Genomic DNA, 21502 nt, shown 5'->3' on the forward strand with positions numbered 1-21502 from the left:
ACCTCTATCCTACATATCTAAACTGGTATTTCCATTTCAATTGGCAATCTCCATAGACTTTAAAATAATTAGCGCCCTCGACTAAACATGGAAAATCACCATATGCATCGTCAAAATGATAAGTAAGCGGAATATTGGAAACAATCTCCTCTTGCTCTGAATAAATGATAAGCTCCTCATCCGCCCGTAAATTTACTATTCGAAAGGTTTTTCCTTGATTCGACAAATTTACAATGGATAGCTCACCATCTCCGATCTTGCGAATCGACAAAACGGGCTTACATGTCATGTTCCCTTTATTTTCAATCATTAATTTGCTTCCCGAAGAAGAGTTTCTTGAAAAATCGTACAGATCGGACTCATAAACAGGAGAGTAAGTATATGGGCTCATGCTTCTCATTTGAATTTGTACAGTGCCTTGCTTCAAACAATTATGCAGCAGTTTGGCCTCCCCAGTATAAAGAGTGTAATACCACTTATCCAAATGATCTGAAAAATAAAGCGGTTTATAGTAAGGTTGATTACCTAACCAGTTAGCTACTTTGTTCAACTGTTCATTGTCAAAATGCTCTGTAAAAGCAAAATTCAGTGACAGAGTGAACGGTTTTCGTTCTGTTTCAATAAAATAAGGGGTGTCTCTGCCGCGAACAGTAATTTCTTTAAGATTCTGCTCAGGAAGAAAAGGTTGCTCCTGCATTCCTGTGCTCATATTGACATTAATTAAGCCCATTTCATCACTTCGAATTCCGTCATATACAAAATGTAAGCTTTCAGCAATTGTCATTGATTTCACCTCAAATAAAAGAGATAATTTTAAATCCCTGATTTTTTAAAATTTTTCTGAATAATGCTAAAGAATGTATTAGCTCCTTCTTCATTGCCCTGCAGCTTGTCTATCGTGATATACATATTCACATCTCCACCAGGCACAGCAGCTGCGGGAGCAGAAATATTCATGAATGAAGAAGTAATATTCTTGATTCCTTTGAATATGCTTCGTGTAACGTCCACAGCAGTAAGCAAATTTGCTGTATCTGTCTTGTTAAGTATTAATTCTTTCTCATGAGCAAGTAGGAACTTACCCTCTGTGTAAGCCGGCGTCATTCCACCAGACTCAGCCGAAAATGGTTTCATTTTTTGTAACTCATCAAAGCTACCATCAGGAAAATGATAAGTTTTACGATAAGCATCGTTTTCAGCCTGTAATTTTTTAAAACTCTTCTCCATCTGTTTGTACTCTGCTGAATTTTTATTATCCATAGTAGACATTTTCTTTCTAATCTTTTCAGCTTCATCTTTATTTTCCAAATAGGATTTCCATGCCGATTGTGCTGATGCACCAGTAGTTCCAGCATTCAAAGCTGGACTCTGATCTAATTTTAAGCTATCCTGCTGATATTCAAATTCCAAATTCTCTAACAGCCTCGTACCAAGAATTTCAGCAGATGTTCCTACATTTAGCATTTGATCTTGTAAAAACTGAAAAAACACTCCGTACTCACCTTTAATCTCATTAATACGACTTGCAACAATGATAGCATCATTACTAAGCAAGTCTTGCTTCATCTGATAAAACACCTTCTCATCTTCAAGCATACCTTTGTAGAGTTGTTCTTTTTCTTCCTTTTCTTTCTCCCATTTATCAATTAAACCATTATGATACTCGTCTTCAAGATCCTTCTGAACTCCTATTTGCTCTTTTTTATCTTCTAATTGGTCAGAGAGGTTTTCTTTTCTTAGCTCCCTTTCCCTATCCTGTCTAAAATTACTGATCTCTTCATCCTTATTAATCAACTGCTCATCCAGTGACTTTCTTTTTGCTTTGGCTTCATATGAATCGTCCAATGCTAAAGTATTGATTTGATTGACAATATCCTGCCGCTCTTTCAATTTCTTATTAAGATCTTTATCATAATCAACAGATGAAAATTCACGATCCATTTGTTTAAGCTGCGCATTGATGACTTTCTCGAACAACTCCAGCTCATCATCCAAGTTTTTCATTGACTCTTTATGCCGTTCATCTTCCAATTGTTTGCTCTTTTCGATTTCTGCAAGCTCAAGCTCCCGCTTCTTCTCAAGCATCTTCTTATAATTAGAAATAACCGAATCAGCATAAGATTCGTTAATATCACGAATGGATTGTGAATATTCGTAGTTATCCAGAGTCAATTGCTCCAGCTTATCTTGCAAATCAGCCTTAACTTTAACAGAAAGCTGTTCATCTTCTAATTGTTGTGAAATGTAAGCAATGGCTTCTTTATTTACTGCAATTTGATCTTTGGTAAGGGCCACCTGATTATAAAGCTCTTTAGAATATTCAGATGAGCCTTCACTGTACTCCAGCATTTTGTTACGTGATAACTGAAGCTGATATTCTCCATCTAATATTTTATTGGAAAATTTCTCAAGATCACTATTAACTAATTTGATTCGTTTAGACTGTATTTCTTGTGTAATCTCATCGGCACTTTGACCAAGTTCAAAAAGCATTGCATCCAAATCGTCGGATTCAATGTTAAATTCCTTCATGGATGCTTCGATTGCATCAGCCTTAGCACTAAGAAGTTCACGTTTATTTAATAAAATGTCGATTTGCTTACTCTCTTCAAATCGATACTTATCAGAATCTTCTGTGAATTTCATTTGCGTTGCCTTAGACTTTTCCAGCAATCCGTCCTGAGTTCGAATTTTCTTATCAAAGGTAGCATTATTACTGTTAATAGTATCCAAATTATTAAGATAAATTTGGTTATCGGTAGCAAGCCACTCTTGTGATTTATCTTTATAATTATTATCATTACTTCCAGTTTTCCCGGAAGATCCTTTATAATTCGGGGATACCGCCCCAACAATCCGTTTTGCGCTTAAGTATCTTGAAGACCAATAATTGCTGGTTAAGTCCGCCTCTTTAAGCCCATTATTAGTTCCCATCTGAATAAACTTATTATTTCCCATAGAAATTCCTACGTGTGAAACGTTTTTTTTCCCAGATCCATCGTTAAAAAACACCAAATCTCCAGGCTGTAAATCCTTTTTATCAATGGATTGGCCTACCTTAGCTTGCTGTGCTGAAGTTCGAGGAAGCTTGATATTCAGAAACTCCTTGAACATTTCCTGAACAAATTGAGAGCAATCAGAAATCGCACCATTAACAAACTGTTCATATGTTCCTTTATATTCACCAGAGACTTTCGCATATGCGAATTTACCTTGAAGACCAACCGCCTCATTAAGCATGGCTGAAACCCCAGAATTTGATACTGAAGCAGTTCCATTATTGACGGCATGAACTTGATCCGGGATATAAGTTGAATTACTATTATTTTTTGTATCTTGCTCAATCAGCTTCTTCTTTTGCTCGAGGAGCCTATTCTCCTCCAATAATGAATCCCGATACTTTTGTGATGATTTAGCATATCGTTCCCTCTTATGGGCATTCCTATTAATAGCATCATCAACGGCTAATAGCTTCTTTTGAAGTTCAGACAATTGCTCACTAACTGATTCCGCACTAGATCCTAAATCCTCTTCTAAGCTTTTCCCAACTGTTTTCAAGGATTCTTCTAATATTGCTGAATTTTTAAAGAGCTCAATAAAACTATCAATAAGCTCTTGCCCTTCCTTTTTATTAAATTGATTTATTTTGTAAAGCCATATGCTTCCTGGATCCGTACCCTCTAAACCTATATTAGTATCATCTAATTTTTCTCTGGCTTCTATTGCATCTTCAAGAGAATCTATCGCATTTAATTCAATTCCATAGGCCAGAAGCTTTTGAGTTAAAACTTGATTGGCTGCTATCAGATCATCTTTTCTTGCTCTTGTTAAATCTTTTAAAGCTTGTATTTGCTCTGTACGCTGCTTCTCAGCCAAATCAGTGTTTAGCTTGATAATTCCATTTTCAACGTAAAATAGATCAATCAATGATTGATCTTCTTTGATTAGTTTAGCTACTTTCTCTGCATTCAATCCTTTTTCAGAGGAATTCTCATTCAACAGGTGGTTATATATAGAAATTTTTTCTGCAGCCTTTTCATAGGAAGATTGGATGTCTTCAATCGCATCCTGCATAGAAAATGCTTTTTGATCTACATCAGGGAATTGGGCAAGAATCTTACCCATAAAATCATTAGAAACTGTCTTCCCATTTGTAACAGATTCAATTAACTCTTCTACCTGTAAACGGATGGCCTGAATTTTGGTATTATCTGTAGTCGATGGGTTTTGATCGAATTGATTAACTAAATCATGATATGAAGTAATCAATTCCTCTAGGTTACCTGAGACCATACCGTTAATTATTTCTTCAAGCTGATCCTCCTGTTCCATTACAGTGGATCCATTTCCTGAGATAGAGTTCACAATTTCCTGAATAAACGAACGCTGAGTGTCCGAAATTTGCGTTCCATTTTCTATCAAACTATTTACGTAGTTATTGGTGCTTGCGTTTAAGGTTTCTTTTCGATCAAATAAGCTTGTATTTAACTGAGTAGTGGACTCGTCCAATTTGACTTTCAGTTCAGCTAATTCTTGATTATAAGCCTCTAACAATTTTTGGGGAGTATAAGAATGCTCTGACAATAATTTTTGATCCCAGAATTTATCTGATCTTGATAAATTCCCATATTCAGATACTATTTCACCTGTGTACATAAGCTGGTCAGAGGATACTTTCCCTGATTTAATATCTTCTTCCAGCTTTTCAATTTGTTTTTTGGTGTTTCCAACACGTTCTGTATATTCACTAACATCTTCTTGTGCATTTTTGATTTCTTTGGTGTTCTTTGAATCTTTTGCAATTAATTTTGAACGATTGAGCTGTTCCTCCATTTGAATCTGTTTCTCTAAAGCTGCTGTCCTCTCATTTATGGAAGAAATGGAATCCGAATACGCTCTTCCTTCCGCATCTATTTTGTTGGCAGCAACCCCGTATTGTTCAACTAATTGTGTCTGAATATCCAGTAAACGCTGTTTTCCCTCAGTATTTAAATCCCCTCTATCATCCATTTGCAGAAGAGATTCCATTTCCGTTTTTAATTCAATAATGGATTGCTTTTGTTCCCGAAGAGATTCTATCTGACTATAGTTAATTTTAACTGCTTCAGCTGATTCTCTTCGAGATTTTGCAATAGCCTCAACCATTGCAGAAAGAGCCCAGGTGACTCCACTAATAGCAAGGGATAGTCCCATAGACATCGCACCTTGCAGAGCAATCGTAGCTAATCTTGCAGATGCAGCGGAACCTGTATATAAATTAGTAAACCATGATAATGATTCAAATCGCAATCCGGCTTGGGCGACCTTTAAGGATAATGATTGTATTATGTCCTCGTTCTTAACAATGCTGTCTGCTGTACCTCGAAACCCACCCTCGATATCTTTTCCTGCCTGATCAGCCAGACTCTTCAGAGATGAAGAATCCGTCTTGGTTGAGCTACTCGCTTTTGAGCCTGCAGCAGGCAAATCTTCTATACTTTTCTTTAAGGATTGAACAGATTTGATTTGCCTGTTGAGTTCAACCGTTCCTTCTGCTATAGCTTCATTCATTGACTTAATCACGTTAAGAAAATGGTTAGCGGAGCGAGTATAGCTATCATTCATCTTGATTTCAATTAGCAGCTTTTGCAGTGCAGGGTGCTTGGCGAGAGCTTTAAGATTTGAATTTATAGTCTTGATTGAATTTTCTGTATCTAGCCCTGCTGTAATCAACATTTTCAAATTATTAGACATCAGCATTCACTCCTTTTCATGAAATTTACAACAATAAAATGCTACTCTATTGTTTTCACAACCTGATCAAAATTACTTTGAACAGACTTCAACTTTTCTTCAATCTTAAGTAACTGCTGAGGAGAAATTGCATCATATACCTCTTTCATAATTCCTGTATCAAGCAAAGTGTTTGTAACGGTAATTAAGCGATTCAGATCATTCGATTTAGGAATAGGGAGATCTGTAAACTCTCTCAATACCAGAGTATTAAATATCCCCAATGATCCTCTAATTAAATCCTCATCGCCTTCTCCATGCTCTTGCAGCTCATTTAAAATTGACAAATAAGCTTTAAGTACATTTTCGATCATTGATTCACGAAAAACGACACTTATCGTTACAGCAAACTGACCGCCATAAACAAAAATCGTTTTACGTTCATTTAAATTGGATTCCAAACTTTTCAAGCCCGATGCAGTAAGTTTTTTATTCTGATTCTTTGTCATTTTCATTCACTCCTAAAAGGTTATTAGTATCTACAAATAGGCCACTCAGTACAGCATTCTTGAAAAAAGAAAGCTCTATAAAATGACCTATAAAAAAACGGGAATCAAGCAAGCTTAATTCCCGTTTCCAAATATTATTTAGGCAAGAAGCGATTCGTCATATACCGTCATCGTGTAAAGCTCTGTTCCATTAACCGGCTTTAGAATTTCCATAGGAATATCAAACACGGAAGGGTCACCTGTGGCAGCCATTGTAATGGACCAATTGTCTTCCATCTTCGCTTTATTGATTACAATTTGAGCGGCGTAATCCTTCTCATCGACAATGTTGCGGACAAGACAATCCAGAACTACCTTGTAAGTACCTGCAAATTTATCTGACGAAACTGTGATGGTTTTTGCAGAGGTATCTGTTGCGACTTGATAGTAAGCAACAATTTCAGTACCATTAGCCAGATCTCCAGATTTAAAGCTAATCTCCTTATTAGTCAGGGTATATTTATTTGAGGCTAAATCAGAAGCAAAACCGATTTCCTCATCATGTGTACCATCAGCATGTAGAGTGTACACACTGATCAATCCGTTAACTGCATTTACAGGAGTAAACTTAAGTGTAGCCTTGTCACCTTCCACCTTAAGAATTTCCTTCTGGTAAATGCTCTTGGCACCTGGTTTAATGTCATTTCCCGTCATCATCGCAATGACTTCGTTCGTGAACACCGCATCCTGAAGCGTTACACGTCCTCCTCGGTTACCAGAGAAACCAACAATTTTCGCATTGCCGCGCCCGCCGAGAGAATAAATCGTCTCTGCGGTATTTTCCAAACCGGAGGTTTTTAAGTTATTAAGTTGAATGCGTGCTTTATTGGTAGTCAAATCATAAAAAGTTGCAAGTGCTACTTCGCGTACTGCCCATACATTTGGTGTTGTCATAAAAAAATCACTCCTATAAATTAATTAGATTTTATTTGCCCAATGAATATCAGACATTTTTACACTTTTTCCATCCACTGTTCCGGCGTATATGCCAGTTAACGTATGATGGTAATGATCGATGCTGTTAGTAAAAAAGAAACCATTATATATCTGATAAATATTTAGTTCAAAAACTTCCTGCATGCTGATTCCATTCTGTTTCCACGCAAGTCCCGATACAATGCTCAACAGATCCATTTTCTCTCTAGGCTTATGCTGCTTCTTCCTGGCCTTTAGAATAAGGTTAATCATTTCCTGAGCCTTTGAATTCACCGGATTAAATTCCGGTTCATTCTCACTCTTTAAGTGATTAGCTAGATACAATACTCTCTGGAAGAAATTAAAATTGGTTGAGTCGAGAATACCGTCCTTCCCGAGTCGAATAAAATAGCGTTCCTTTTCCTCCACGATTTCCGGATCTGTGCAAAAAAAGAGACTTAATGCTTGAAATGCTAACTCCCTAAACGATTTATTATGCAAGCAATTTGCATACAGGATGTCGAATTCAGTAACATTTTCATCGATAGAATGAGCGATGCTTTTCCTATCAATAAGAAGAATGGAGAGCAATTGATTGTAGGTACTGAACCCTGTCTGAGCAATTTTTTTTAGACTTGGAAGATAGATTAAGCCTGCCCCTTCAAGCTCAATTGGAATATTAACCAGCATTTTAAGCTCAAGATCGATATCGCTCACCTAAATCACAACCTTTTCAGCATCCATCGATTCATCTCCACCTCCCCTGTAGCTCCAGGACACATCGCGGAAGACTACAAAATTGTCTGGTTCCCTCCAAACGCCCCCAAATGCAATCCCTGCAATGTTCAGGCTGAATCCATTCAATCTCCTCGAACGCAGGCGGATTTTTATTGTTATTTTTCAAACGATCTCCCTCCCCAAAAAGAAAAGCCACTGATCATTCAGCGACCTTAACTTGAATTATTTTTTTGGTATTCTGGCAGCCAGCTCATCCTGTCCCCCATTTCCCACACTACAAATTTAACACGTAAAAAGTCTAATAGAGGGTCATGCCTTGGACAAAAAGCGGACATATGTTCGTATTTTTCAAGCAAAAAAGCCGACTAGCAGCCGGCGTTTAGTGATATTGGGCAACAATCCCGGTTAGTACGGCAAAAAATTCCTCGGTTAATTCCTTCTGTCCGAGTCCATAGGTTCTGCCCAGGAAGTCATATTTTACCGAGCCGTATCTGTGATACTTCAGCAGCTCATGGCGGATGCCTCCCAGGCTGGCGACGAATTCGGCGAGCTCAGTAATCGCCTCCGCGGAGTCATTAAATCCGGGAATCACGGGTGTGCGCACGACCATTTTGCTTCGCTCGAACGATTGGCTGAGCCGTTTCAGATTTTCTTTGATGAGGTATGGAGTTACTCCTGTAAACCGGAGATGAGCCTGCTCGTTCAGTGATTTCAGATCGTAATGAATCATGTCCAGATGCGGGAGCAATCGGGCCAATTGGTTCCATGAAGTGTACCCGCAGGTTTCAATCGCGGTGTGGATTCTGCGACGCTTCGCCCTGGCTAGTAGCTCTTCAGCAAACTCGATTTGGGCAGTGACTTCGCCGCCACTCAGCGTTAACCCGCCTCCCGATCTTTGGTAGAATATGCTGTCCTGATCGGCAATCTTCAGCACTTCTTCCACAGACATAACCTTTCCGTATACATCGATGGCTCTGGACGGGCAGACAGCAGCGCAATCCAGACATCCGCGAGCACAATTCCTGCGGTCAATCTTTACCTTCCCGCTGTCATAATCCTTCGCTATGGCTCTGCTTTGACATGCCGAAAGGCAGAATCCGCAAGCTTCTGTACTGATACATTTGCTTGCATCATAGTACATTTCACTAGCGGTCACCCAGGATTCGGGATTACTGCACCATTTGCAGCGCAAGGGACATCCTTTCAAGAACACAACGGTACGGATGCCCGGTCCGTCATGCAGGGAATATCGCTGAATATTGAAGACATTACCTTGAACCTGTCGATGTTCCATTTCTATTCTCCATTTCCGTTCCCGCCTGTCCGCATTGCAACATTAAATTGCTGTATGCTCGGTTCTCCTGATTAAATCGTTCTGCAAATCTTCGGAAAGATCCGTGAAGTAAGCGCTGTAACCGGCGATTCGCACAAGCAAATTACGGTATTGCTCCGGCTCCCGCTGCGCATCCAGAAGCGTCTGTCGATTAATAATGTTGAACTGGAGATGCCATAAGCGTAAATCGCTCCATGTCCGGATAAAGGAGACCAGTTTCAGGGTTCCTTCTTCTCCGTCGACACAGGATGGCGTAAGTTTTATGTTGAGCAGTCTCGCCGCTCTTTCCCGATAGTTGTAGTTCTTGGAGTAGAAATTGGAGAGCAGGACCGCTGTCGGTCCGTTCTTATCTGCGCCGTGCGAAGCGGAGGAACCGTCTGCGAGCGGGGTGTAGGCCTTTCTGCCATTGGGCGTCGCTGCGACGACCTTGCCGAAAGGAACATGTGAAGTAAAAGGAACATACCGCAAATCCAGATTAACCCCAAGCTGCTTGGAATAATTCCGTGTAAATTTCAAGGCTTCTTCATCCAGCTCCTTGGCGATAGAATCAGCGTAATCATCGTTATTGCCGTAGCTTGGCGCATGTGCGAGCAGCTGGCGGATGGCTTCATATCCTTCAAAATCGCGGTCGAGCGCTTCAATCAGCTGCCCCATCGTAATCCGCTTATCCTCGTATACGACCTTTTTTATTGCAGCCAGAGAGTCAATAACTGTGCCATAACCGATAAATTCAAAATAGCCAAGGTCGATGCCGCCTTCGATATGTGGTTCATGTATGTCCTTAAAATTCTGTAGGCATAGTTTATGCATGGAGGAGCTTAACGGAGCAGCAAAATGCCTGCTGCGCAGCCGGATAATCGCATGCTGCTGGATAAAGGCATGCTTCAGGAAATGTTTCTGCTGGGCTTTATAGGCATCAAAGAACAGCTCCCAGGACCCGAAGCTCTGCGGATCGCCGGTCTCAAGACCAAGGATCTCTCCGGGATAGCGCTGCATCTGCCCGTTCCGCAGCGTCATCTCTATGGCAGCGGCAAAATTGATATAAGCGCAGGGGCTTGTGTACGTATCACGGTTAGGCATCCGGCATTCTGCACAGCCGGATACCGCATAGTCGTATGCTTCCTCGAAGGTTGCCCCCTTGGCCAGCAGCAAGGGCACCACTTCTTCATCATTGATCAGCTTGGGAAAGCCTGAACCTTCCTTGATCGTTTCCGCGACCTCATACAGGTAGCGTTCGGGCGATCTGGTGTGAATCCGGGCAGCCAGATCGGGATAATTCAAAGGAAATTCGCGCTTGGACTGAAGCATCAAATAAGTCAGTTCATTGGTTGCGTCCAGTCCGCCCGGGGTCTGTCCGCCGACCGTTACCGCCTCCCAGTGGGCATAACCTTCGTTAAATGCGCCGCCGGTTGGAGAAATGTACAGATCCAGGAACTGAGCCATCGCATTCCACACACACTCCAGCAGTTCGATCACTTCCTGATCGGTAATATGTCCAAGCTTGATATCCTGTTGGTAATATGGGTATAGATATTGGTCCATTCTTCCATTTGAAATAACAGTGCCCGTTTTCTGCTCCAGCCTGGAGAACATCTGCACGAACCACTGGGATTGCACGGCTTCATGGAAGCTGCGGGGCGGGTATTCCGGCACGCGCGCGCTGATCTCGGCAATTTTGCGCAGCTCGGCCTGACGCACGGGATTGCTTTCTTCATCGGCCTGCCTTGAAGCCAGTTCGGAATGGCGGTTGGCCCACAGGACAATGGCATCGGACACATTTACGATGGCCTGCAGGAAGGGTAGCTTCTCCATGTTATCAACCGGACTGTACGGATCAAGCTGATCTATCTCCCGCAGTGCTTCTTCTTTAATGCCTTTATAGCCGATGCGCAGCACCTTCTCATAATCGTGCACCCACTGGATGGAGGAACGGAAGGATGCGGTTTCATTGATGATGAATCTGGATTTCAACGGGTCTTCCGGATCATAGGTTACTTTCAGGGTATCGGCAGGAAGCGCGTCGGCAAGCGCTTCATGAAATGTTTTACCCTTCCAGTAAGGTGAAATCTCATTCACAATAACACGGGCATCCTCGTCGGTAAGATCGAAGGGCGATTGGCCGCGGCTGGGCAGCTCCCTGATCGCCGTGTCCAGGTAATCCCCGTCCAGTTCCGGATACAAAATGCCATAACGTCCTGTATATCCGCCCCTTCCCACAATCAGCTGATCCTCGTCTATATAGACGGTGATATGCTTGGCAATATGGAGCAGCGCCTTGGACCATCTGAGAATCAGAGCTTCGCCTTCCGACTGTCTGAAGGATTCGGTAAATAGCCGCGCACGTTCGACATCAATTTTGGGTCGTTGATTCTGAAATGAACGAAGAATGCGGCCCGCTCTTTCATGCCCAGGAATAGTAACGGTCTGCTCCCCGAGCGGAAGAAGAAGCCTTTGTTCTTGCACCGACAATACGGATTGAACTGTCATAATATCTCCCCTTACTAAATCCTAACTAATCCGGTAGGATTTATCGAATGATGTGCTTCATCGTAAGGCGGTCATGTTCATTTTGTCAATGATTTTGTTCAAATGTCTGGAAAAATTCACAAATTGCCCCTCGCTCTTTTGGACTTGATCTACTAACAGGATCATTTTACTGCTTTCTTCTCCGGGTCAAATGGATTCGAAATGCATAGTTATCTGCGCGGTAAATGCTTTTTTCATATTCCAGCGGATTTCCATCATGATCCAGCACCAGACGCTTGGACAGCAGTGCGCAGCTGGGATCGGCGGTCATGCCCAGCAATTTTTTTTCTTCCGCCGCCGGTATAATCGCCCCGATCGTTTGCCTCGCTTCCCACAGATTTAGTCCAAGCTCTGTTTCCAGCACATCGTAGGTCGACACATTGCTTAGGTCCAGCAGAGCCAGCTTCTCTCCAATTTCCAGCGGGTAATATTGGGTTTCCAGCACAACAGGTGTATCGTTCGCAAGGCGCAGCCGGATGGTTTCGTACAGATGGGTCACTCCGAAAATTTTGGCCGCATCCTGTGGTGCTTCCACGATTCCCTGTTTCAACACCTTGATATCAGGCGTAAGCCCACGTTCGCCAATGATATCGAAAAACGTGCTTAGATTGCCGAGCCACTCCTCAATGGGCCGTACCGCTACAAAAGTGCCCAAGCCTTGCCGTGATTCAAGCATTCCATCATCAATCAGTGTACGAATTGCACGGCGGATCGTCGCCCGGCTCACTGAATACTTGTCCATAAGCTCATGCTCCGGCGGGATTTTCTCGGTGTATGTGCCCTTAAAAATATCGTTACGCAGGATATTCCTTACTTGTAAATGCAAAGGGATCGAATTGCCTCTGTCGAGCACTATACATATCATCCTTTCTGTTATATGATAATTCCCAGTAAACATATGCGATTATAAATTATATCATCATCAGGATGTCCGGACAACCTGTTGACAGGCTCAATTTTTATGTGGTAATTTATGTAGCAACCAATCTTATACAGCTGATCAGATCACTGAAGGCTAAGCTGCGTCCTCCTATGGAGACGTATCTTAGCCTTTATTTTTTATTTGGAGGCCAATTATGAAACATACGTTAACCAGCACACCAAGTGCTGCTGAACTGGTGAAGCTCCACCGGGATCACCTGTGGCTGCACCTTACCAATCACAAAACTTTTGAGACACAGGAGCCTCCGATTATAGCCGAGGGAAAAGGATATCTGCTGAAGGATGTGAAGGGAAAAGAGTTTGTGGATGGTCTGTCCGGCGGCGTTTGGGTAGTCAACGTGGGACACGGCAGAGAAAGCATCGCGAATGCCGTAAGCGAGCAGATGAAAAAATTGCCCTATTACGCCGGTTCAATGGCCACTCCGCCTTATATCATGCTAGCAGCTAAACTTACCTCCCTGTTGCCGGAAATGCCGAAAGTATACCTCTCGAACAGCGGCTCCGAAGCCAATGAGAAATCGTTCAAGATGGTCAGACAGTACTTTTCCGCAAAGTTCCCCGGCAAGAAGAAATACAAAATTATATACAGGAACAGAGACTACCATGGCACTACGCTCGCAGCATTGGCCAGCAGCGGACAACAGGAGCGCAAGACGGATTTTGGTCCGCTGCCGGAAGGGTTCGCTGAAATCCCTCACGCCCTGTGTTACCGCTGTCCATTCGGCAAAAGCTATCCCGGCTGCAGCATCGATTGCGCCCGCGCACTTGAACAAGTGATTCAGCAAGAGGGTGAAGATACTGTTGCAGCAGTGATCGTCGAGCCCATTACCGCAGGAGGCGGCATCATTCCTCCGGTTCCAGAGTATTATCCGGTGCTGCAGGAAATCTGCCGCCGCTATGAGGTGCTGCTGATTATGGACGAGGTCGTTACAGGCTTCGGCAGAACGGGAATGCTGTTCGGACACCAGCATTACGATGTGAAGCCGGATATCATTACCTTGGCTAAAGGTCTGGCTAGTGGCTATATGCCAATTTCGGCTACGGTTACGAGGGAAGAAATATTCAACGGGTTTCTAGCCGGGCCAGACGATCCGAACGGATTTTTCCGGGACATCAGCACTTTCGGGGGCTGTGCAGGCAGTTCAGTAGCGGCACTGGAGAACATCCGGATTATTGAGGAAGAGCGGCTTGCGGACAACAGCGCTGCAATGGGTGTCTATTTGATGGAGCGTTTGAAGGAGCTTGAGGAATTACCCATTGTCGGTAATGTCCGGGGGCAGGGTCTGTTGGTCGGTGTGGAACTCGTGGAGGATAAAAAATCCAAGATGCCGCTCCAGGAGAACCGATTAGCCCAGGTTGTAGCCTTCGTCCGGGATGAGGGTGTAATTATCGGCAGGATGATGCGTAGTGTACCGGGCTATAACAATGTGCTGTATATGGCTCCTCCTCTCATCATTGATACGCAGGGAATCGACAGGATCGTCGATGCGCTGCGGAAAGCGCTCATTAGACAGCTATAGGACTGGATGGAGATTAGAGTGATCATTCCTTCCATGCTGGCCGTGAAAGGAGTCATGAGGTGACCAAACTCGCAAGATTCATACATTTGATTCGTAAGAAAATAACTTTAGAGCGGCTATTAGCAATAGGCACTATTCTTATTCTATTTCTATTCTGGTTCGCCGTAACAGAGTTGAAGCTCCTGTCCGACATTCTGGTCCCATCCCCCGGAAGGGTATTTGCAGCATTCATTCAAATCCTGCAGGAGGGCTACAAGGACAACAGCCTGCCGACACATCTCAAAGACAGCATGATACGTCTGTTAAGCTCATTTACACTTGTCATCCTTACTGCCGTCCCACTCGGATTGCTAAGCGGCTACAATTCTAAAATTCGCGCCATCCTGTATCCGTTAGTCGAATTTTACCGTCCCCTCCCCCCGCTTGCCTACTATACGCTGCTTGTGCTGTGGATGGGAATCGAGGATTCCTCGAAAACTGCTCTGCTATATTTAGCGGGCTTCGCCCCTGTCTTCATCGCCTGTGAATCAGGAGTGCGCAAGCTGAAGCAGGATTATATTGACGGAGCTTATACCCTTGGAGCTGATAGCCGGCAAATTTTCTTTCACGTCGTTTTCCCTGCCTGTCTGCCCGATATTTTCATGGGTCTGAGAACTGCGATAGGAGTCTCCTATACGACGTTAGTAGCGGCCGAAATGGTAGCTGCAGTAACGGGGATTGGCTGGATGGTTCTGGATGCCAGCAAATTTTTGCGCAGCGACATTATTTTTGTTGGCATCATTATTATGGGCATTACCGGTATGCTGATTGACGCCATACTGCGGTTGATTGAACGGAAAGTCGTACCGTGGAAGGGCAAAGAATAAATCGTAGGAGGAATCATAATGAAGAAAAAACTTAAGCTTTTGCTCGCTGGAGGTCTAGCTCTTGTACTCTCGGCGCAGCTTGCCGGATGTGGAGAAAGCAAGGAAGCTGGTGAGACATCCAAACCGGAATCAGTTACGATCGGATTTCAGGACATTCCCAACGACGAAATTGTCGCTAAAGCCAAAGATTGGTATGAGGATGAGCTGGGTGTACCGGTGAATTTCAAGAAATTCGATTCCGGACGGGATGTAAACAACGCCTTCGTATCAAAGAGCATTGATATCGGACTGATGGGCAGCACGCCGGCTTCCGTTGGCATTGCAACCGGTCTGGATTATGAAGTGTTCTGGATTCATGATGTCATTGGCGCCGCAGAATCTCTTGCGGTCAAGAACAGTGCTCAAGTGAATTCAATTCAGGAACTCGCAGGTAAAAAAGTTGCTGTTCCCTTCAGCTCCACGGCCCATTACAGTTTGCTGAACGCGCTGGAGCTTGCTGGTGTCAAACTTGCAGATGTACAAATTCTGGATATGCAGCCGAATGATATTTTTGCCGCCTGGCAAAGAGGTGATATTGATGCCGCTTATGTATGGAATCCTGTGCTGGGCGAGCTGCTGAAGGACGGAAAGGTTCTAACCGACAGCGGTGAATTAGCCAAGCAAGGCATTGTGACAGCGGATGTCGGTGTGGTCAGTAAAGAATTCGCCGGAAAATATCCGGACATTGTGGCGAAATACATCAAGATCCAGCAAAAGGCCTATGATCTGTATACAACCAAGCCTGACGAGGCGGCTGAAGCGCTCGCAAAAGGCCTGAACATTGATAAAGCCGAGGCGCTGAAGCAAACCAATGACCTCATTTGGCTCCCCGCCAGTGAACAAATATCCGTACAATACTTTGGAACCGGTGACAGCAAGGGAGATTTGGCAAACATTCTGAAATCAACGGCAGACTTTCTGGTGGAGCAAAAAGCACTGGAAAAAGCTCCGGAACTGGAGGCCTTTCAAAAGGGAATCAACTCCAGGTACATTGAGCTCTCAATTAAATAAGGAATGGAGGATTTGCGGCATGTCTATAGCGGAGAAGAAGGCTGCGGAGGAAAAAGCTACGAAGGATAATCCTGAGGTAATTATATCCGTGGAGAATGTATCCCTGGCTTATAGTGCTGGCAATAGTTCAAACGTGCTTGAGGATATTGGACTAAAGCTGCATCAAGGTGAATTTGTATGTCTTCTGGGTCCCTCGGGCTGCGGAAAAAGCACACTGCTTAAAATCATCGCCGGCTTAATCCCCCCGACAAAGGGCAACGCTGCAATGGATGGAGAAGTGATCAAGGGACCCGATTGGCATCGCGGAGTTGTTTTTCAACAGCCTCCTCTCTACTCATGGCTGAGCACCAGGGAGAATGTCCGATTTGGACTGAAGATGCGCAAAATTCCGAAGCAGGAAGGGTTGAAGCTTGCCGATGAGTATTTGCACAAGGTAGGTCTGCTGGAATATGCCGCACATAAACCGTATGAGCTGTCTGGAGGAATGAAGCAGCGCGTAGCGATTGCCCGGGCGCTCGTCAACAGTCCGCGCGTTCTGTTGATGGATGAGCCGTTTGGCGCACTGGATGCGTTGACCCGCGAAGAGATGGTGATGCTGCTGCGCAACATATGGCGGGAAACCGGATGCACCATTTTATTCATTACCCATGATGTTGATGAAGCCTTGTCACTGGGAACCCGTGTGCTTGTGATGTCGAGAAACCCCGGTCAAATTATCCGGGAATTCAAGACCTCATTTACTTGGGAATTTAGCGGGGAAAATCCCAGCCGAACCCGTTATTCTCAGAACTTTGTGGAGATGAGGGAGAAAATTCTTGATCTGATTCACAAGCAGAAGCTGTATTCCACCAGCAGCTTGGAGTGACAGCAAGGATCAAATCATTCAGACACACCTAAATACCTAGTATTCCAATGTGTACTAAATATAAGGAGGATTCAAAAATGAAATTAATCAAAAAAAGCACAGCGTGGATGATATTAACCGTTCTGATGCTTCTGGCGGCAGGCTGCGGCAGCAATGGAACAACCGCGCCAAACTCTGAGAATTCAACATCTGCTCCCAATGCAGCTCCCTCTCCGGCCGTTAAAGATTACGGCGGACTGACTTTAACGATTGGCATTCAGCCCGGACCGGGTTCCTACTCATTGGCCCGGAGCAAGGGATGGTTTGAGGAAGAATTCGATAAGGTCGGCGTTAAAGTGGAATGGGCTGAATTCCAGAGCGGGCCTCCAATGACAGAAGCCATTGCCGCTGGCCGACTGGATTTCGCAGGGCTTGGTAATCTGCCGGTTGTAACCGCGCAGGCTGCAGATATCGGCTTTACAGAGATCGCGCAAATTATTGACGGGAAAAGCAATGTGGCCATCATCGTACCCAAGGACAGCACGCTTACTACCATAGAAGAGCTTAAAGGCAAGAAAATAGCGGTTGCCAAGGGCAGCAACGCTTTTAACTTCCTGTATCGCGGTCTGGACAAAGCTGGACTCAAACCCTCCGATCTTGAAATTATCCAGCTGCAGCCGAATGAAGCGCAGCCCGCTTTTGAAACCGGCGGTGTCGATGCTTGGGCAACCTGGGACCCTTACATTACTACGAATGTTCTCACCGGCAAAGCAAAGGTTTTGACTGATGGTGAAGCGCTGGGCGTTCTGTCCCCGTCCTTCCTGATCGCCCGTACGAAGCTTGCTGAGGAGCATCCGGAATTAATAACCTCCTTCTTAAAAGTGTATGAACAAGCCCGTATCTGGGAGGAACAGCATCTGGATGAAGCTACCCAGACATATACCAAGCAATTTCAGGTGGACGCGGCAGTCATTAAAGCGCTGCGTGAGCGCGTTACACCTATAAACTTGCCCATCAGCAGCGAGGTTATTGCGCAGCAGCAGGAAACGGCAGATTTCCAGCTGAAGCAGAAAACTATCCGTAAATCCATTGATGTATCCAAAGTAGTGGACAACCAGTTTATTGAGCAGGCCATTAAGGATGCTGCCAACGAACCGAAGTCCTGAGGTGGATGATGCAGAACGTCCGATTGAAAGAATATGCGGCTGCCTCATCCGCTACACCTCGAAAAGGGTTGTTCAGCCTCCGGAAAGGCAAATGGAAGAGCTCTGCCAAAGGGATTATATTGCCAGTGCTGACGCTTGTGGTATGGGAGATTGTCGGAACGGCGGGACAGATCAGTCCCACCGTTCTGCCTACTCCCCACGTGATTGCCCAAGAATTTTATCATCTTGCCAGATCGGGAGAGCTTTTCTTTCATCTGCGAGTCTCTTTATGGCGCTCCTTCCTTGGGTTTCTTCTGGGGAGCTCGGTCGGACTAGCGATCGGTCTTTGGTCTGGCTTCTCGCGGCTTGCGGAGAAACAGCTTGATCCTTCCATCCAGATGTTGCGGACGGTTCCCCATTTGGCCATTACGCCGCTTTTTATTCTCTGGTTCGGATTTGGAGAATGGTCGAAGATCCTGTTGATTGCGCTTGGCGCCTTCTTTCCGGTATATGTAAACACTTTTCTGGGAATCCGCTCGGTGGACTCCCAGCTGTTCGAGGTAGCGAAAGTACTCGAATATAACCGCAGGAGCCAAATTACCAAGCTGATCCTGCCAGCCTCTCTTCCAAATATTCTGCTCGGCATCCGTTTGTCGCTGGGGGCGGCTTGGCTTGGTCTGGTGGTGGCCGAAATGATGGGATCAAGCGAAGGGGTCGGCTTTCTGATCATGGATGCGCGGTACTTCTCCATCACTTCTCTCGTCTTCGTTGGCATCCTCATCTTCGCCATTGTCGGGAAATTGACCGATTCATTGGTCAAGCTGCTGGAGAAGCGGCTACTCCGCTGGCGTGACAGCTATCTGGGGGAACACTTATGAATCTGAATCGAAATACCAAGGAAAAAGCATCGCAGCGCAGCAGACTGCCGGATTCCCTGCAAGCTTGGTTCTTTCCTTTAACCGTTCTACTTCTGTGGCAGGTTGCCGGGTCATTACTTCTTCCGACTCCATGGGAGATCGGGAGACAATTCATAATACTTGTTGCAAACGGAACGCTATTCTCCCATCTGGAAGCCAGCGTGATCCGGGCCGCTGCCGGTTTTGTCCTCGGCAGCTCAATCGCGCTGATCATCGGGCTGGCTGCCGGACTTTCCAAACTACTGGAAGAGCTGCTGGACCCTTCCTTGCAGATGATGCGCACGGTTCCGCTGTTGTCCCTCATTCCGCTGTTTATTCTCTGGTTCGGAGTGGGACAGCTTTCGCAGGTGCTTCTGATCGCGTTGGGCTCCTTTTTCCCCTTATATGTCAATACATTCGCAGGTGTACGAGGGGTGGACCGCAAGCTATATGAGGTCGCGCAGATCCTTGAGTACTCTAAGATGCAGCGGATCTTTCAGCTAATCATACCAGCTGCACTGCCCAATATTCTGCTCGGATTCCGCCTGTCTCTCGGTATTGCCTGGCTCTGTCTGGTGGTAGCCGAGTTAATGGGCGCAAGCTCCGGAGTCGGCTACATGATTGGTGAAGCCCGCCAATATTCCCAGACCGCCGCAGTATTTGTAGGCATCGGTGTATTTGCGGCGGTCGGCAAGCTGTCCGACTCCCTCGTACGGATGCTCGAATCCAGGCTGCTCCGCTGGAGAGATGCTTATAAAGGTTGATTCTGCTAACACACAATATTAATAGAAGAAAGGCGGGTGCCCCAATGGCATATCCGGAACAAATTTATATCAACGGTACAGTACTTACCTTTGATTTCGAAGGAACAACTGCGGAAGCAGTAGCAGTGCAAGGAGAACGCATCGCTGCAGTAGGCAGTACTGAGCAGCTGCTGAAGCTGGCAGGACCGCAAACTGCTGTAATTGATCTTCAGGGAAAGACGATACTTCCCGGCTTTTATGAGGCTCACGGTCATTTTCCGTTAAGCGGAATATTGGAGGTGCAATCCGCTTCGCTATGGAGTCCTCCTCGCGGCTCTATCCGCAGCATATCCGGGCTGCTCGACGCCTTGAAGGACAAGGCAGCAAATCTTCCCGCCGGAAAATGGGTCACGGGGTTTGGATACGACCCTTCCAAGCTGGCGGAGAAACGGCATCCCAGCCGGTATGAGCTGGATCAGGCCTTTCCGGAGCATCCGGTCTGGCTGTCCCACAACTCGGGGCATATGGGCGTAGCGAACAGCAAGGCGCTGGCACTGGCCGGAATTACAAAAAACTCCCCTGCACCCTCGATCGGCGTGATCCAGCGTGACCCGGACGGTGAACCTACAGGATTGATTCAGGAGAACGGCGCATTAATTGAAGCCTATATCCCTCCTTTGTCAGCGGAGCAGCATGCAGAAGGTATTAGAATTGCCAACGCCGAGTACGTAGCTCAGGGGATCACCTCCGCCATAATCGCGGTAGGCATAGATCCAGAGCCGCTCGTGGATGCCTACAATCGCAAACTGCTGGATCTCAGGCTGATCAGTATTCCGCTCTTTCAGTCGGATTATGCTCCGAATCTTGTCGAATACGAACTCGGCCCGGTCAAATCGCAAGGAGCCAAGCTGTTTCAGGACGGCTCTATCCAGGGATACACCGGCTGGCTCTCGAATCCTTATCACCTGCCGTCCGAGGACGATCCGCTGTACAGAGGATTTCCTATGCTGGATCGGGAGAAACTGGCACAGGCTGTATTCGCTGTTCATTCGGCCGGACGCCAGGTGGTCATCCATGCCAACGGCGACGCGGCCATTGATGATGTGCTGTACGCCATCGGCGAAGCCCAGCGGCGGCTACCGCGTCCGGATGCCCGCCACCGTATCGAACATGCCCAGTCAGTACGAGAAGATCAATTGGACCGTATGAAGGAATTAGGAATCACACCCTCCTTCTTCAATGATCATGTCTATTATTTCGGTGATGACCACCGTGATATTTATCTGGGCGAAGACCGGGCACGCCGGATCAGTCCACTTCGCTCAGCAGTGGATCGGGGCATCCGGTTCTCGCTCCACAACGACACGCCGATCACTCCGCCTTCTCCCCTGCATTTGGTATCCGTTGCGGTCAATCGGCTTACAGCCAGCGGCCGGGAACTCGGACCCGAATACCGGATCACACCGTATCAGGCATTGCGCGCTGTCACTATAGATGCCGCATGGCAGGCGTTCGAGGAGAATGACAAGGGCTCTATTGAAGTCGGCAAGCTGGCCGATCTGGTAATACTCGCTGACAATCCACTGACCGCAGATCCGCTGAGTTTACATAACATCACCGTTCTGCAAACAATTATCGGCGGCCGCCAAGTATACGCACAGCAGGGAATCGATTTCAACATTACAACGGCAGGTGTGTAACGCAGTAGCAATCTATTAGGAAAG

General features: G+C 45.5%; 17 protein-coding genes. 8 read left to right on the plus strand and 9 right to left on the minus strand.

The annotated features are described in order from the left end of the window. Positions 1 to 4: 4 nt before the first annotated feature. The 9 genes from BLS49_RS03855 to BLS49_RS03890 all read right to left on the minus strand — a co-directional run bounded on the left by BLS49_RS03855 (position 5) and on the right by BLS49_RS03890 (position 12625). The gene (locus BLS49_RS03855) at positions 5 to 784 is read right to left on the minus strand and encodes a phage tail domain-containing protein (protein WP_091226849.1); all 780 of its coding nucleotides are present in this window, start codon (positions 782 to 784) and stop codon (positions 5 to 7) included. Positions 785 to 813: 29 nt separating this feature from the next. Further along, complete coding sequence (locus BLS49_RS03860; protein ID WP_175471291.1) at positions 814 to 5733, minus strand: NlpC/P60 family protein; 4920 nt, start codon at positions 5731 to 5733, stop codon at positions 814 to 816. A 41-nt stretch (positions 5734 to 5774) separates the two neighbouring features. Next, complete coding sequence (locus BLS49_RS03865; RefSeq protein ID WP_091226852.1) at positions 5775 to 6221, minus strand: hypothetical protein; 447 nt, start codon at positions 6219 to 6221, stop codon at positions 5775 to 5777. Positions 6222 to 6359: 138 nt separating this feature from the next. After that, the gene (locus BLS49_RS03870; protein ID WP_091226854.1) at positions 6360 to 7154 is read right to left on the minus strand and encodes a hypothetical protein; all 795 of its coding nucleotides are present in this window, start codon (positions 7152 to 7154) and stop codon (positions 6360 to 6362) included. Between the two features lie 24 nt (positions 7155 to 7178). Continuing rightward, positions 7179 to 7892, minus strand: a complete 714-nt coding sequence (locus BLS49_RS03875; protein WP_091226856.1) for a hypothetical protein — start codon at positions 7890 to 7892, stop codon at positions 7179 to 7181. After that, positions 7893 to 8039, minus strand: a complete 147-nt coding sequence (locus BLS49_RS24710) for a hypothetical protein (RefSeq protein WP_175471292.1) — start codon at positions 8037 to 8039, stop codon at positions 7893 to 7895. A gap of 253 nt (positions 8040 to 8292) precedes the next feature. Then, positions 8293 to 9207 carry a glycyl-radical enzyme activating protein gene (locus tag BLS49_RS03880; protein WP_091226857.1) on the minus strand — a complete coding sequence of 305 codons (915 nt, stop codon included), beginning with the start codon at positions 9205 to 9207 and terminating at the stop codon, positions 8293 to 8295. A 42-nt stretch (positions 9208 to 9249) separates the two neighbouring features. Then, on the minus strand, positions 9250 to 11733 hold the full coding sequence (gene hpsG, locus BLS49_RS03885; RefSeq protein WP_091226859.1) for a (2S)-3-sulfopropanediol dehydratase: 2484 nt from the start codon (positions 11731 to 11733) through the stop codon (positions 9250 to 9252). 166 nt (positions 11734 to 11899) lie between these two features. Further along, complete coding sequence (locus BLS49_RS03890) at positions 11900 to 12625, minus strand: GntR family transcriptional regulator (RefSeq protein ID WP_175471293.1); 726 nt, start codon at positions 12623 to 12625, stop codon at positions 11900 to 11902. Positions 12626 to 12848: 223 nt separating this feature from the next. Between BLS49_RS03890 and BLS49_RS03895 the strand changes: the two genes are divergently transcribed. The 8 genes from BLS49_RS03895 (at position 12849) to BLS49_RS03930 (ending at position 21478) form a co-directional block, all read left to right on the plus strand. Further along, entirely contained in the window at positions 12849 to 14234 is a 1386-nt protein-coding gene (locus BLS49_RS03895) for an aminotransferase family protein (protein ID WP_091226862.1), read from the plus strand. A gap of 59 nt (positions 14235 to 14293) precedes the next feature. Next, complete coding sequence (locus tag BLS49_RS03900; RefSeq protein WP_245742259.1) at positions 14294 to 15100, plus strand: ABC transporter permease; 807 nt, start codon at positions 14294 to 14296, stop codon at positions 15098 to 15100. Between the two features lie 18 nt (positions 15101 to 15118). Next, positions 15119 to 16150 (plus strand): taurine ABC transporter substrate-binding protein, encoded by a 1032-nt coding sequence (locus BLS49_RS03905; protein WP_091226863.1) that lies wholly within the window; start codon positions 15119 to 15121, stop codon positions 16148 to 16150. A 19-nt stretch (positions 16151 to 16169) separates the two neighbouring features. Beyond that, positions 16170 to 17015, plus strand: coding sequence for an ABC transporter ATP-binding protein (locus BLS49_RS03910; protein ID WP_091226865.1), 846 nt, complete (start codon positions 16170 to 16172; stop codon positions 17013 to 17015). Positions 17016 to 17092: 77 nt separating this feature from the next. Further along, on the plus strand, positions 17093 to 18160 hold the full coding sequence (locus BLS49_RS03915; protein WP_091226866.1) for an aliphatic sulfonate ABC transporter substrate-binding protein: 1068 nt from the start codon (positions 17093 to 17095) through the stop codon (positions 18158 to 18160). Positions 18161 to 18168: 8 nt separating this feature from the next. Then, complete coding sequence (locus BLS49_RS03920) at positions 18169 to 19017, plus strand: ABC transporter permease (protein WP_091226868.1); 849 nt, start codon at positions 18169 to 18171, stop codon at positions 19015 to 19017. Then, positions 19014 to 19799: an ABC transporter permease gene (locus BLS49_RS03925; protein ID WP_091226869.1), complete on the plus strand. Its 786-nt coding sequence runs from the start codon at positions 19014 to 19016 to the stop codon at positions 19797 to 19799. Before BLS49_RS03920 ends, BLS49_RS03925 begins: the two co-directional genes overlap by 4 nt. A 44-nt stretch (positions 19800 to 19843) precedes the next feature. Continuing rightward, the gene (locus tag BLS49_RS03930) at positions 19844 to 21478 is read left to right on the plus strand and encodes an amidohydrolase (RefSeq protein ID WP_091226871.1); all 1635 of its coding nucleotides are present in this window, start codon (positions 19844 to 19846) and stop codon (positions 21476 to 21478) included. The last annotated feature ends 24 nt before the right edge of the window (positions 21479 to 21502 follow it).

This window comes from Fontibacillus panacisegetis, assembly GCF_900102215.1.
Classification (GTDB): Bacteria; Bacillota; Bacilli; order Paenibacillales; family Paenibacillaceae; genus Fontibacillus; species Fontibacillus panacisegetis.